Source organism: Dactylosporangium sucinum (assembly GCF_014647515.1).
GTDB classification, from domain to species: Bacteria; Actinomycetota; Actinomycetes; order Mycobacteriales; family Micromonosporaceae; genus Dactylosporangium; species Dactylosporangium sucinum.
The window spans coordinates 232,179-245,813 of the sequence record NZ_BMPI01000003.1; the positions used below are offsets into that span (position 1 = coordinate 232,179).

General features: G+C 74.5%; 13 protein-coding genes and 1 riboswitch. Of the genes, 10 read left to right on the plus strand and 3 right to left on the minus strand.

The window, feature by feature from the left end; all coding sequences use genetic code 11:
- Positions 1 to 165: 165 nt before the first annotated feature.
- Both IEZ31_RS03745 and IEZ31_RS03750 read right to left on the minus strand, forming a co-directional pair.
- Complete coding sequence (locus IEZ31_RS03745) at positions 166 to 1,761, minus strand: MDR family MFS transporter (RefSeq protein ID WP_229834110.1); 1,596 nt, start codon at positions 1,759 to 1,761, stop codon at positions 166 to 168.
- Positions 1,758 to 2,237, minus strand: coding sequence for a MarR family winged helix-turn-helix transcriptional regulator (locus tag IEZ31_RS03750; RefSeq protein WP_190248272.1), 480 nt, complete (start codon positions 2,235 to 2,237; stop codon positions 1,758 to 1,760). The genes IEZ31_RS03745 and IEZ31_RS03750 overlap by 4 nt, the downstream gene beginning before the upstream one ends.
- 91 nt (positions 2,238 to 2,328) lie before the next feature.
- Between IEZ31_RS03750 and IEZ31_RS03755 the strand changes: the two genes are divergently transcribed.
- Positions 2,329 to 2,901 carry a TetR/AcrR family transcriptional regulator gene (locus IEZ31_RS03755; protein WP_190248273.1) on the plus strand — a complete coding sequence of 191 codons (573 nt, stop codon included), beginning with the start codon at positions 2,329 to 2,331 and terminating at the stop codon, positions 2,899 to 2,901.
- Positions 2,902 to 2,952: 51 nt separating this feature from the next.
- On the opposite strand, the gene IEZ31_RS58130 is transcribed toward IEZ31_RS03755, so the two are convergent.
- On the minus strand, positions 2,953 to 3,081 hold the full coding sequence (locus IEZ31_RS58130; protein ID WP_268241645.1) for a hypothetical protein: 129 nt from the start codon (positions 3,079 to 3,081) through the stop codon (positions 2,953 to 2,955).
- 7 nt (positions 3,082 to 3,088) lie between these two features.
- On the opposite strand from IEZ31_RS58130, the gene IEZ31_RS03760 reads away from it, so the two are divergent.
- The 9 genes from IEZ31_RS03760 to cobM all read left to right on the plus strand — a co-directional run bounded on the left by IEZ31_RS03760 (position 3,089) and on the right by cobM (position 13,137).
- On the plus strand, positions 3,089 to 3,703 hold the full coding sequence (locus IEZ31_RS03760) for a response regulator (RefSeq protein ID WP_229834112.1): 615 nt from the start codon (positions 3,089 to 3,091) through the stop codon (positions 3,701 to 3,703).
- A gap of 4 nt (positions 3,704 to 3,707) precedes the next feature.
- A complete protein-coding gene (locus IEZ31_RS03765) occupies positions 3,708 to 4,472 on the plus strand; it encodes a phosphodiesterase (RefSeq protein ID WP_190248275.1) in 765 nt (254 codons plus the stop codon).
- A 112-nt stretch (positions 4,473 to 4,584) separates the two neighbouring features.
- The gene (locus IEZ31_RS03770; RefSeq protein WP_190248276.1) at positions 4,585 to 5,031 is read left to right on the plus strand and encodes a hypothetical protein; all 447 of its coding nucleotides are present in this window, start codon (positions 4,585 to 4,587) and stop codon (positions 5,029 to 5,031) included.
- Positions 5,032 to 5,183: 152 nt separating this feature from the next.
- Positions 5,184 to 6,245, plus strand: a complete 1,062-nt coding sequence (locus IEZ31_RS03775; protein WP_190248277.1) for a hypothetical protein — start codon at positions 5,184 to 5,186, stop codon at positions 6,243 to 6,245.
- Positions 6,246 to 6,705: 460 nt separating this feature from the next.
- A riboswitch (cobalamin riboswitch) is annotated at positions 6,706 to 6,881 on the plus strand.
- Positions 6,881 to 8,947 carry a VWA domain-containing protein gene (locus IEZ31_RS03780; RefSeq protein ID WP_373294492.1) on the plus strand — a complete coding sequence of 689 codons (2,067 nt, stop codon included), beginning with the start codon at positions 6,881 to 6,883 and terminating at the stop codon, positions 8,945 to 8,947. Its footprint overlaps the riboswitch before it by 1 nt.
- Before the next feature lie 5 nt (positions 8,948 to 8,952).
- Positions 8,953 to 9,555: a cob(I)yrinic acid a,c-diamide adenosyltransferase gene (gene cobO, locus IEZ31_RS03785; protein ID WP_190248279.1), complete on the plus strand. Its 603-nt coding sequence runs from the start codon at positions 8,953 to 8,955 to the stop codon at positions 9,553 to 9,555.
- On the plus strand, positions 9,549 to 10,880 hold the full coding sequence (locus IEZ31_RS03790; protein ID WP_190248280.1) for a cobyrinic acid a,c-diamide synthase CobB: 1,332 nt from the start codon (positions 9,549 to 9,551) through the stop codon (positions 10,878 to 10,880). The genes cobO and IEZ31_RS03790 overlap by 7 nt, the downstream gene beginning before the upstream one ends.
- The gene (cbiE, locus tag IEZ31_RS03795; protein ID WP_190248281.1) at positions 10,871 to 12,400 is read left to right on the plus strand and encodes a precorrin-6y C5,15-methyltransferase (decarboxylating) subunit CbiE; all 1,530 of its coding nucleotides are present in this window, start codon (positions 10,871 to 10,873) and stop codon (positions 12,398 to 12,400) included. Before IEZ31_RS03790 ends, cbiE begins: the two co-directional genes overlap by 10 nt.
- Positions 12,397 to 13,137, plus strand: coding sequence for a precorrin-4 C(11)-methyltransferase (gene cobM / locus IEZ31_RS03800; RefSeq protein WP_190248282.1), 741 nt, complete (start codon positions 12,397 to 12,399; stop codon positions 13,135 to 13,137). The genes cbiE and cobM overlap by 4 nt, the downstream gene beginning before the upstream one ends.
- The last annotated feature ends 498 nt before the right edge of the window (positions 13,138 to 13,635 follow it).

Sequence of the window (13,635 nt, forward strand, 5' to 3'; positions counted from 1 at the left end):
TGGGGTCCGTCCGCTCGCTGGGTCAGGGGGATGCCTAGCTGACCCGGTAACGACACCCCCGCGTCACGGTGACGGAGCGCTCAACGTTGTTCCCCCGAAAGAGCGAAAAGTGGGCGGGGCAGCCCAGGGGGTGGCTGCCCCGCCCGTGTTCCCGCCCGGGAACGTCTAGCGGCTCGGTGCCGGCTCCTCCGCCGGCTGCTCGGCCGGCTTCGCGAGGTCGAGCGTCGTGCGCAGCGCCGTCGGGCGCATGAGCAGGGCCGCGATCACGCCGACCACGGCGATCGCCGCCGAGATCAGGAAGATGTGGCCGGTCGCGTCGCCGTACGCGGCGCGGACGATGTGCTGCATCGCCTCGGGGAGGGCGTTGAGGTTGAGGTTGCTCGTCTCGCCGCCGCCCGCCGTGGGCTGCACGCCGGCCTGGGCCAGGGCGTGCGTGATGTTGTCGGTGACCCGGCGGGCCAGGACGGCGCCGAGGACCGACACGCCGATCGTGCCGCCCAGCGAGCGGAAGAACGCGATCGTCGAGCTGGCCGCGCCGATGTCCTTGAGCCGCACCGTGTTCTGCACGGCGAGCACCAGGTTCTGCATCGACGAGCCGACGCCGACGCCGACCAGCAGCATGCCGAAGCCGACGAAGTACAGCGACGTCGCGTGGTCGATCGTCGACAGCACGGCGAACCCGGCGACGAGCACGATCGTGCCGCCCACGATGTACGGCTTGATCCGCCCGGTCCTCGTGATCAGGCGCCCGACGATGATCGACGAGGCCAGCACGCCCGCCATCATCGGGATGGTCAGCAGGCCCGCCTCGGTGGGCGAGTAGCCGCGGCCGATCTGGAAGTACTGGCCGAGGAACACCGCGCCGCCGAACATCGCCATGCCGACCGCGAGGCTCGCCACGATCGACAGGGCCGTGGTGCGCTCGGCGAGGATCGGCAGCGGCACCACCGGCTCGGCGGCCCGCGACTCGACCCACACGGCCAGCGCGAGCAGCACCACCCCGGCGCCGGCCATGGCCGCGGTCTGCCAGGACAGCCAGGCGAACGAGCCGTCGACGAACGAGACCCAGATGAGCAGCACGCTGACGCCGGCGGCGATGAGCGAGGCGCCCAGGTAGTCGATCTTCACGTTGTCCCGGCGGAGCGTGGTGACGTGCAGGGTCTTCTGCAGCACGATCAGCGCGATGACCGCGACCGGCACGCCGACGAAGAAGCACCAGCGCCAGCCGAGCCACGACGTGTCGACGATGAGGCCGCCGAGCAGCGGGCCACCGACGGTCGCGACCGCCATGACGCCGCCGAGATAGCCGTTGTACCGCCCCCGCTCCCGCGGCGGGATCATGGCCGCGATCACGACCTGGACCAGCGCCTGCAGGCCGCCGACGCCGATGCCCTGGAACGCGCGGGCGGCGATGAGCTCGCCGGCGTTCTGCGACAGGCCGCTCAGCATCGAGCCGACGACGAAGATGACGATCGAGACCTGGACGAGCAGCTTCTTGTTGTAGAGGTCGGCGAGCTTGCCCCAGATCGGGGTCGACGCCGTCGCGGTGAGCAGGGTGGCGGTGACCACCCAGGTGTACTGGCTCTGCGAGCCGTTGAGCGCACCGATGATCTTCGGCAGCGCGGTCGAGACGATGGTGGAGCTCACCAGCGCGACGAAGAGCACGAGCAGCAGGCCGCTCAGCGCCTCGAGGATCTGCCGATGGGTCATCGGCTCCTCGGCGGCGGCCGCGGCTGCGCGACCGTCGACGGTCTGGGTCATCGGGTTCCCTCCGGAACGAGAGGTGCGAGAGCCGGCCCTTGGACCGGTGGAACGGACGAGGCCAGTGCCTCGGTGAATCGGCGCAGGAGGACGCGGAGCGCGTCGATGTCGGCGGGCGACCAGTCACCCAGCGCCTCGTCGAACAGCGAGCGGTACCAGTCGTCGGCCTCCCGCAGCGCCAGCCGGCCGCCGTCGGTGAGCTCCAGGAAGCTGGCCCGCCCGTCGCGGGGGTCGGCGACCCGCCGGACCAGGCCGGCCTGCACGAGCGAGCTGACCGCCCGGCTGGTCGTGGACTGGTCCAGCGCGCAGACCTGGGCGAGCTCCTTGAGGTGGCAGCCGCCCGCGAGCCGGTCGATGGCGGCCAGCATGCCCACCGTCCCCGGGGCGACGGGGCCGCTCCGATGGTGCTGCTTGAGCAGGCGCACGACCTTCATCAGGTCGCGCACCTCGTCTCGCAGCAGGGCGACGGTGTCCATGGGAGTCCTCCAGATACTTGCCTGGTACAAGCATCCAAAAAACTTGCCCACTGCGCAAGTTTGCCCAGTGAGAACTAGGTAACATGTCCGCGTGAGCCTGCGGGAACGCAAGAAGGCGGCGACCCGCCAGGCCCTGCACGAGGCCGCGGTGGCCCTGTCCGTCGAGCACGGCCTGGAGCGGGTCACGGTCGAGGCGATCGCCGACGCGGCCGAGGTGTCCCGGCGCACGTTCTCCAACTACTTCGCCAGCAAGGAGGAGGCCTTCCTCTACGGCGACCACCTGCGGATGCGCCTGCTCCTCGACGCCGTCCGGGAGCGCCCGGGGGACGAGCGGCCGTGGGCCGCGCTCACCGCCGCCGGGCTGGAGACGCATCGCCGGCTCGGGCCGCGCGACCAGCAGTGGGTCACCCAGGTCCGGCTGGTGCGCCGGCACCCGGCGCTGGCGGCGCAGCAGGTCGCCACCTACAGCGCGCTGGAGGACGACCTCACCGCGGAGCTGTGCGCGCGGGGCGTCGGCGACCGGATGCGGGCCCGGCTCATGGCCGCCGCGTTCCTCGTCGCGATGCGGGTCGCGGTCGCCGAGTGGCTCGACCGCCCGCCGGGCGTCCAGCTCGGTGACGTGACCCGCGAGGCCCTGGACGCGACGGGCGCCGCCTTCGCGTGAGCGAAGACGGCGCCGGGGTTCGCCGGGGTCATGCGGTCGGGCCGGCCCACATCAGCGGGCACCCGTCAGGCGCGGCTTCGCGGCCAGGATCACGCCCAGCGTCGCGTAGCCGATGAGCAGGTGCGTGCCGCCGATGACGTCGACCAGCCTGCTGTCGCCGAGGATGGCGAACGCCGGCACGGTGCAGATGAACCCGATCTTCCGCGACGGCCTGGCGATGCTGCTCGGGTCGGTCGACGGGATCCAGGTCGTCGGCACCGCGGCCACCGGCGTCGAGGCCGTCGAGGTCACCGTCGACCAGCTGCCCGACGTCGTGGTCATGGACGTGCGGATGCCGGGCCTCAACGGGATCGAGGCGACCCGCCGGATCGCCGCCGAGGCGCCGTCGGTCGGTGTGGTGGTCCTCACCATGTCGGAGGACGACGGCACGGTCTTCGCCGCCGTCCGGGCCGGCGCCCGCGGATACCTCGTGAAGGGCGCCGAGCAGGAGGAGATCGTGCGGGCGATCAACACCGTCGCCTCCGGCGGCGCCGTGTTCGGCGCCACGCTCGCCCGCCGCATCGCCGAGTTCTTCGCCGCCGGCCCGCCCTCGGCGACCACCGCGTTCCCCGAGCTCACGGCCCGTGAGCGGGAGATCCTCGACCTGCTGGCGGCCGGCCGGTCCAACGCCCAGATCGCCCAGGCGCTGTTCCTGTCGCAGAAGACCGTCCGCAACAACGTGTCCAACGTCTTCGCCAAGCTGCAGGTCGCCGACGGGGCCGAGGCGATCGTCCGAGCCAGGGAGGCCGGTTTGGGACGATGATCGCATGGCGCTCATTGCCCACCTCAGTGATCCGCACATCACCACCGGACCGCTCGCCGCCGCGCCCGCCGAGGGGCTCTCCGCGGCCCTGACCAGGGTGCTCGCCCTCGAACCGCGGCCCGACTGCGTCGTGATCACCGGCGACCTCGCCGACCGCGGCCGGCCCGAGGAGTACGCCGTGCTCCGGCAGCTCCTCGCCGGCTACCCGCTGCCGGTCCACCTCGTCACCGGCAACCACGACGCCCGGGAGCCGCTGCTCACCACGCTCCGGCTGCCCGCCACCCGCTACGCCGCCGACCACCCGGGCTTCTCCGTCGTGGTCCTCGACTCCCTCGCCCCCGACCTGCCCGACGGCGGCCGGCTCGGCGACGACCAGCTCGCCTGGCTCGACGGCGCGCTCGCCGAGCGGGCGGGCACCCCGGTGTTCGTCGCCCTGCACCACCCGCCGATCCGGGTCGGCATCCCCGGCATGGACGCGATCCGCCTGGTCGACGGCCCCGCGCTGGCCGCCGTGGTGGCGCGGCACCCGCACGTCACCCGGGTCCTCGCCGGGCACCTGCACCGGCCGGTGACCTCGGGCTTCGCCGGGTCCACGCTCACCGTGGCGCCCAGCACGTACCGTCAGGTCGAGCTCGGCATGCGCGAGGGCCGCCCGGTCGGCTTCGTGGCCGAGCCGGCCGCGTTCCTGCTGCACTGGCTGGACGGCGGCGACTGCGTCACCCACACCGTCCCCACCAGTCACACCGCGGCACCGGTCATTGCGTACTAACGGGGGATAGCGGGCTGGCACGTTTCCGGGATTTTGGGCGGTCCGGGCACCCGTACCTTTAGGTGCAACAGCGCACCACCCGAATATGACGCACCCGAGAGGAACCACCCCCATGAGCGAGTACGGCGAGATGGAGCACGCGGAGACCAGCGCGGGCCTGGCCGAGGCCCACGTCGAGTCCGGCTCGGAGCAGGACTACCAGTCGCAGTACGGCATCCTCGCGCAGGAGCACGAGAGCTTCGAGCACGAGGAATTCGAGAACATCAAGCACATCGAGTACACCGACGCGGCGGGCAACCACTACGAGGTGACCGAGTACACCCGCTACGAGCACACCGAGTACGAGTCGGAGAGCAGCTACGGCGCGTACGGCTCGGAGGGTGGCGACTCGGGCTTCGGCGAGGCGGACAGCGCGAGCGAGAGCCTGGGCCAGGTCCACGGCGCCGCCGCGATCTCCGGCGGCGGCTCGGAGCTGCACGGGCTGACCGAGCGCTTCGAGAACTTCCTCACCAGCGCCGGCTTCCTCAGCGACAACGACATCTCGGACTCCAGCGCCTGACCCACCCGCACCCGGGTGTTGGTGGCGATGCGCTCACGGCGCCGGTCGGCTCACGCCGACCGGCGCCGGCGCGCGTTGTGGCAGCTTGTCAAGGCCTTTTGCGTCGGAAATAGGCGGCGTACGAGCGTCGCGGTGACGGAGACTGCAATCCCATGAGCGTCGACGACTGGCATTACCTGCCGACCCGCACCAGAGCCGGAGCGCTGCAACGCGGCCTCGGCCGGGGCGCGTTCCGGGCCAGGTTCGACCCCGCGGCCCCCGACCTGGTGTACGCCTGCGTCCGCCGCGACCACCGCTGGTTCGCCCCCTTCGACGAGCGCGGGATCTACCTCGCCCGGCTCGTCCGCGACCTGGCGCTGCCGGTCGGCCCGCTCGTCGCCGAGCTGTACTCCGCCGCCGACGACGTCGACCACGTGCTCGGCGTCCTCACGGCCCTCGGCCGGTCCGGCTCCGACGAGGTGATCGAGAGCCTCCGCCGGTACATCGGCATCGGCCCCCACTGGATCGACGTGCTGCAGTCGATCGCCCGCGACTGGCCCGCGAACTGGTGGGACGACCTGCTCCCGGTCGCCGCCGACCGGCTGCGCATGACCGGCGTCCCCGACTCGTTCCTGCCGGCCGCCCTGCCCTGGCGCGACTGGACCGGCCGCCTGCCGCTGCCCGAGGCGCCGGTCACCGTGACCCTCCCGCACGACGCCTGCGAGCCCGCCGGCCCCGACGCCGTCCCCGCCGCGCGCGGCTGGGTCCGCGAGCCGGACTCCGAGCGGTACTGGCGCGGCCTCACGATCCTCGCCGACCACGGCGACGAGTCCGACGCCCCCGCCCTGCTCGACGGCCTGGGCTGGCTGGACCGCCGCCCCGACGACCTGTGCGGCTACGATCGGCTGCTCGCCGGCCTGGTCCGCATCGGCGGCTCCGCCGCCAGCGCCGCGCTGCCGAACATCCGCCGGCTGTGGTTCAGCCCGCACTCCTACGAGCGCACCAGCTACCTTCAGGCCCGCCTGGCCCTGGAGCCGGCCGAGTGCGACGGCGCCCTCGCCGAGGGCCTGTGGGACTGTGAGACCGGCGTCCGCCTGCTGTCGGTGCGGCACGTGACGGCCGACGCCCGGACGCGAAGGCGCCTGGAGTACCTGCGCGACGACCCGATCGAGGAGCCCGAGGTGCGCGCGGCGGCGGCCGAACGCCTGCTGCTGGAGGACGCGGCGGCCGCCTGAGCCGTTCTGTCGGCCGCTTGACACCTGCCCACAAGTGAGCGCCAAGTGCCCGCCAAGACCCGGCCCGCATGCTGTGTTCAGCACCGAGCAAGACCCCGAAGGGACTCCGGTCCCCGCACCACCTACCTCGACGGCTTCGAGCCTCGATCCATATAGAGCACCACCCTTTCGCTGAGCCCGGCGGGCGGCGTACCTCCCTCATGCCGCCCGCCCACTCACCCGCCCGGCCTCCGCGCCGGGCTTTTCCGCGCCCGCCCGCGCCGCCCCGCCCGCGCCGCGCCCCCACCAGCGTCGATCTTGCAGTTGTGGTGCCTGACAAACCCGGACATCGTGGGAGTGTCGCGGCACCACGACTGCAAGATCGACGCTGGTGGGGGCGGGGCGGGGCGGGCGGGGCGGGCGGCGGCGCGGTGGGCGGGTGGGTTGGAACGGACACGTTGACGGGTTTGGGGGGTGTGGGACACGATGGCCTGCGAGCGGTATGCGGAGGAACCCGGTGCGAGTCCGGGACGGTCCCGCCACTGTGACCGGGGAGGCGTCCTCCAGCGCACGGGCCACGATCCACGCGGGTCGGAAGGCCGGAGGACGGCGGTGATCCGGGAGTCAGGAGACTCCGGCCGCTCGCTGCCAACGCCGTGGCGGGCGAGGACCCGCCGAAGGGATGTGTCGTGACCCCACCGTATCCGTTCTCGGCCGTGGTCGGGCTGGCCGACCTGCGCCTCGCGCTGCTGCTCACGGCCGTGTCGCCGGCCATCGGCGGCGTGCTCGTGCGCGGCGAGAAGGGCACCGCCAAGTCGACCGTCGTCCGGGGGCTCGCGAGCCTGCTGCCGGAGGTCGGCGTCGTCGGCGGGTGCCGGTTCGCCTGCGACCCCGACGCGCCCGACGCCGAGTGTCCCGACGGGCCGCACGACCCCGGCGCGCCCCGGGCGGTGCGCCGCGCCGCGCTCGTCGAGCTGCCGGTCGGGGCCACCGAGGACCGGGTCGTCGGCACCCTCGACCTGCAGCGGGCGCTCGCCGACGGGGTCAAGGCGTACGAGCCGGGGCTGCTCGCCGCCGCGCACCGCGGCGTGCTGTACGTCGACGAGGTGAACCTGCTGCCCGACCACCTCGTCGACCTGCTCCTCGACGCCGCCGCCATGGGCCGCGCGCACGTCGAGCGCGACGGCGTGTCGGTCAAGCATGCGGCCCGGTTCCTGCTCGTCGGCACCATGAACCCCGAGGAGGGGGAGCCCCGGCCGCAGCTCGTCGACCGGTTCGGGCTGGTCGTCGGGGTCGCCGCGCCGCAGGAGGCCGCGCCGCGGGCCGAGGTGGTGCGCCGCCGGCTCGCGTACGAGGCCGATTCCCAGGCGTTCGCCGCCCGGTTCGCCGAGGAGGACGCGCGGCTCGCGGAGCGGATCGCCGCCGCCCGGGCGCGGCTCGGCGGCGTCCGGCTGCCGGACCGGGAGCTGGACCGCATCGCCCGGATCTGCCTGGCGTACCGCGTCGACGGCCTCCGGGCCGACATCGTCGTCGCGCGGACCGCCGTCGCCCTGGCCGCGTGGTCGGGCCGCGACACCGTCACCAAGGCCGACGTGCGCGACGCGGCCCGGCTGGCGCTGCCGCACCGGCGCCGGCGCGACCCGCTCGACCCGCCCGGCACCGACCTGGAGAAGCTGGAAGAGGTCCTGGACCAGGAGGCCGGCGACGACCCTGAGGACGAGCGGCCCGAGGACGGCGGTCCGGACGACGGCCCCGACGGCCCCGACAGCCCCGACGCCCCCAACAGCGGCCCGACAGAGCCGCCGGTCGACGGCAGCGACGGGAACACGGACACCGGCAGCCGCCCCGACCGGCAGCCGCCACCCGAGCCGACCGGAACCGAAGCGTCCACCCAGTCGAACGGGGAGCGGGAACAAGGCACGCGGGAGGACGAGGACGGCGGCGTCGGTGTGCCAGCGCCCGCCGCGTTCGCCGGCGCCCCGTACCGGCCCAAGCTCCTCTCGATCGCCGGAAGGGCCAACCGCCAGGCCGGTTCCCACGCCGGGCGGCGCTCGCCGGCGTACTCCCGGCACGGACGCGTCGTCCGGTCCCGCCGGCCCGTTGGCGGCAAGCTCACCAGCCTCCACATTCCCGACACGGTGCGGGCGGCGGCCCTGCGCGATCCCGCACGGTACACCGTGAGCAGCGAGGACGTCCGGGAAGCGGTCCGCGTCGGGCGGGAGGCCAACCTCGTCCTCTTCGTCGTCGACGCCTCCGGCTCGATGGCGGCGCGGCAGCGCATGGGCGTCGTGAAGACCGCGGTGCTGTCCCTGCTGCGCGACGCGTACCAGCGCCGCGACAAGGTCGGCCTGATCACCTTCCGCGGGCGGGCCGCCACGACCGTGCTCGAACCGACCGCCAGCCACGAGGTCGGCGTGCTGCGCCTCGCCGAGCTGCGCACGGGCGGGCGGACCCCGCTCGCGGCCGGGCTGCGGCAGGCCGCCCGCACCCTGCAGGCCGAGCGGCGGCGCGACGCCCGCCGCCGGCCCCTGCTCGTCGTCGTCACCGACGGCCGGGCGACCAGCGGGCCCGACCCGCTGACCGTCGCGCCGATGCTCGCCGGGGTCGCGACCGTCGTCGTCGACTGCGAGTCCGGCCCGGTCCGCCTCGGGCTGGCGCAGCGGCTCGCCGCCGCCCTCGACGCGTCCTGCGTCCCCCTCGCCGCGCTGCAGAACTGGAGCTGAGAACGATGCCGCAGGGCAAGGTCGAGAACGTGCCCGACGACGGGCTCACCACCCGCCAGCGACGCCGGCAGCACCTGCTCGCCGTCCACACCGGACAGGGCAAGGGCAAGTCGACCGCCGCGTTCGGCATGGCGCTGCGCGCGTGGAGCGCCGGCTGGCCCATCGCCGTGTTCCAGTTCGTGAAGAGTCCGAAGTGGAAGGTCGGCGAGGAGGCCGCGCTGCGCGCGCTCGGCGAGACCGGCCAGGGCGGGTCCGTCGTGTGGCACAAGATGGGCGAGGGCTGGTCGTGGATCCAGCGGCCCGGCGCCGAGCGCGACCACGCCGCCGAGGCCGCCGAGGGCTGGGCCCAGATCAAGCGCGACCTCGCGGCCGAGGCGTACCGGTTCTACGTGCTCGACGAGTTCACGTACCCGGTCAAGTGGGGCTGGGTCGACATCGCCGACGTCGTCGCCACCCTGCGCGACCGGCCCGGCAACCAGCACGTCGTGGTCACCGGCCGCGACGCGCACCCCGACCTGGTCGACCTGGCCGACCTGGTCACCGACATGACGAAGGTGAAGCACCCGATGGACGCCGGCCGGAAGGGCCAGCAGGGCATCGAATGGTAGCCCGGCTCGTCATCGCGGCCCCGGCCTCGGGTCACGGCAAGACCACCGTCGCGACCGGGCTGCTGGCCGCGTTCGCCGCGCGCGGGCTGCGGGTCGCGCCGTTCAAGGTCGGCCCCGACTACATCGACCCCGGCTACCACGCGCTCGCCGCCGGCCGGCCCGGTCGCAACCTCGACCCGGTGCTCGTGGGGGAGGAGCGGATCGGCCCGCTGTTCGCCCACGGCGCCGCCGGCGCGGACATCGCGATCGTCGAGGGCGTCATGGGGCTCTTCGACGGCCGCACCGGCTGGGGCGAGTACGGCTCGACCGCCCACGTCGCCCGCCTGCTCGCCGCGCCCGTCGTGCTGGTCGTCGACGCCACCGCCCAGGCGCGCTCGATCGCGGCGGTCGTCCACGGGTTCCGCTCGTTCGGCGACGGCATCCACATCGCGGGCGTCATCCTCAACCGCGTGGGCTCCGACCGCCACGAGCAGATCCTCCGCGACGCCTGCGCCGAGGTCGGCACGCCGGTGCTCGGCGTGCTGCGCCGTCACGACGCCGTCGCCGCCCCGTCGCGCCACCTCGGCCTGGTGCCGGTGGTCGAGCGGGCGGCCGAGGCGACGGCGTCGGTCGAGGCGCTGGCGGCGCTGGTGACGGCGAGCCTCGACCTCGACGCCGTGCACGCGGTCGCGTCGGGCGCGCTGCCACTCGGCGCCACCCCCTGGTCACCGTCCACGATGGACCCGGTGCCCGGCCGCCCGGTCGTGGCGGTGGCCGGCGGCCCCGCGTTCTCGTTCGGCTACGCGGAGACGGTCGAGCTGCTCACCGCGGCCGGCGCCGAGGTGGCCGTCGTCGACCCGCTGCACGCCGAGACCCTCCCACCGGGGACGAAGGCGCTCGTGGTCGGCGGTGGGTTCCCCGAGGTGTACTGCGAGCAGCTGGCCGCCAACGAGCCCCTGCGCGACGCGGTGTTCCGCCTGGCCGCGGCGGGCGGCCCGATCGCCGCCGAGTGCGCGGGCCTGCTGTGGCTGTGCCGCTCCCTCGACGGCCGGCCGATGTGCGGCGTCCTCGACGCCGAGGCGGAGATGACGCCGTCGCTCACCCTCGGGTACCGCGACGCGGTGGCCGTGGCCGACAGCGTGCTGGCCCCGGCCGGCACCCGGGTCGCCGGCCACGAGTTCCACCGCACCCGGGTCACCCCGCCCGCCGGCGCCACCCCGGCCTGGGCCTGGCAGCCCGGCACCCGCGACGGCTTCGTGCACGGCTCGGTGCATGCCTCCTACCTGCACCTGCACTGGGCCGGGGAGCCGTCCCTCGCGTACCGCCTGGTGGCGGCATGCGCCTGACGGTGGGGTTCGGCGCCCGCCCGGACGCCACCGCGGACGAGGTCCTCGCGCTGCTGGGCGAGTCGCTGTCCACTCTGGACGCCGTGACTACTGTGTCCACAGTGGATGGACGGGAGGAGCTGGCGTCGGCGGTCGCACAGGTGCACGGCTGGCGGGTGGTGACGTTCCCGGCCGCCGAGCTGGCGCAGGTCGAGGTGCCGTCGCCGTCGGCGCGCGTGGCGTCGGCGGTGGGCACCCCGAGCGTGGCCGAGGCCGCCGCGCTGCTGGCCGCGCGAGGGCCGGCCGCGGTGCTGCTCCACGCGAAGCGCTCCTCGGCGCGGGCGACCGTGGCGGTCGCGGCCCCGGCGCCGGACGTGACGGTCGTGGGCATCGGGGCCGACGGGTACGACGGGCTCACCGCCGCCGGGCGGGACGCCCTCGCCGCCGCCGAGGTCGTGCTGGGGAGCGCGCGGCAGCTCGGGCTGCTGCCGGCCGGCGGGCAACGGCGGGTCGCCTGGCCCTCGCCGCTGGTGCCCGCGCTGCCCGGGCTGCTGGCCGCGCACCACGGGCGGCGGGTGTGCGTGCTCGCCAGCGGGGATCCGATGTACCACGGGATCGGCAGCACCCTCGTCCGGCTCCTCGGCCGCCGGCACGTCACGGTGGTCTCGCACCCGTCGTCGGTGGCGCTCGCGTGCGCGCGGCTCGGCTGGGCGCTCGACGACGTCGCCGTCGTCTCCGCCGTCGGTCGGTCGACCGACCGAATTCGGGCCGTGCTGCACGACGGGCGGCGGGTGCTCGTGCTCAGCGCCGGGCGGGACACGCCCCTGGCCGTCGCGCGGATCCTCGAGGACGCCGGGTTCGCCGACAGCGAGGTCACCGTCCTCGAGGCGCTCGGCGGGCCGGACGAGCGGATCCACCACGACGTCGCCGCCGCGGGGCCGTTGAACATCGTGGCCGTCGCCTGCCGCGGCGCCGGCGGGCTTCCCCTGGTGCCGGGGCTCGACGACGCGCGGTACACGAGCGACGGCCAGCTCACCAAGCGCGAGATCCGGGCCGTCACCCTCGCCGCGCTCGGGCCGCGCCCCGGCGAGCTGCTGTGGGACGTGGGTGCCGGCTCGGGCAGCATCGCCGTCGAGTGGCTGCGGGCGCACCCGTCCTGCCGGGCCGTCGCGATCGAGCGCGACCCGGTCCGGGCCGGGCGGGTGGCGGCCAACGCGGACCGGCTCGGGGTGCCGCAACTGTCCATCGTGGAGGGTGCGGCGCCGGCCGCGCTCGACGGCCTTCCCGCGCCCGACGCGGTGTTCATCGGCGGCGGGGTCACGGTGCCCGGCGTCTTCGAGCGCTGCTGGGCGGCGCTGCGCCCCGGCGGCCGGCTGGTCGTCAACGCGGTCACCGTCGAGTCGGAGCGGCGCGTGTTCGAGCTCCACGAGACGCACGGCGGGGAGCTGACCCGCATCGCCGTCAACCGGGCCGCGCCCGTCGGCGGGTTCCTGGGATGGCGGCCGATGCTGCCGGTGACGCAATGGGTGGTGTGGAGATGACGGTGTACTTCATCGGCGCCGGACCGGGCGCCGCGGACCTCATCACGGTGCGCGGCCGCGACCGGCTCGCGGCGTCGCCGGTGTGCCTGTACGCGGGCAGCCTGGTCCCGGCGGAGCTGCTGTCGTACTGCCCGCCGGGCGCCCGGCTCGTCGACACCGCCAACCTCGACCTGAACCAGATCCTGGCCGAGCTGACGGCGGCGCACGCCGCGGGCCTGGACGTGGCAAGGTTGCACTCGGGGGACCCGTCGATCCTGAGCGCGATGGCGGAGCAGCTGCGCCGCCTGGACGCGGCCGGCATCCCCTACGAGATCGTCCCCGGCGTGCCCGCCTTCGCCGCCGCGGCGGCCGCGCTGGGCCGCGAGCTGACGGTCCCGGGCGTGGCCCAGACGGTGATCCTGACCCGCACGGCGGCCCGCGCCACCCCGATGCCGCCGGGCGAGGAGCTGGCCACGCTGGCCGCGAGCCGCTCCACGCTGGTGCTGCACCTGGCGGTCCAGCGCCTCTCGGTCCTCGTCACCGAGCTTATTCCCTGGTACGGCGAGGACTGCCCGGTCGCGGTCGTGGCCCGCGCGAGCCGCCCGGACCAGCAGATCCTCCGCGGCCGGCTCGCGGACATCGCGGCCCAGGTGGAGGCGGCGGGCATCCGGCGCACGGCGGTGATCGTGGTCGGCCCGGTGCTCACGGCGGAGGAGTTCCCGGACAGCCACCTGTACTCGACGACCCGCCCCCGCTGACCCCGCGCCGGAGCGGCGCATGATCGATGGAGACTTCCGGCTGCCATGGCGACCAGGATTCTCCATGGATCATGGACGGGCCGGCAGGTCGGCTGGCGGCTCGCCCGACATTTCGGAAATGTCGGTTATTCCTTGAGCGTGCGGCGCCAGGCCCCGGCAACCCGTCCATGATCGTGGGGACCTTCTGGTCGCTGGGGGACAGCCAGATGTTTCCCACGATCATGGATCGACCCGGCGGAGGTGACTTCGTTCGCTCGGAATCCGCGCGACATTCCGGAAATATCCGGCGGAGACTGACGGGTGGAGCCGGTGAGGGCGGAGTGGGGCGGGCCGTGGGCGGACGCGGTGGTGGGCGGACGCGGTGGTCGCGGACGCGGTGGTGGCGGACGCGGTGCGGGGGTGGGTGGAGTGGGGGCGGGGTGGGGCTCACGAGTGAGGCGGTCCGGCCGATCGGGAGGGCATGGAGCGGCGCCGGCGGAGGGAGCCCTGGCGAGCGGC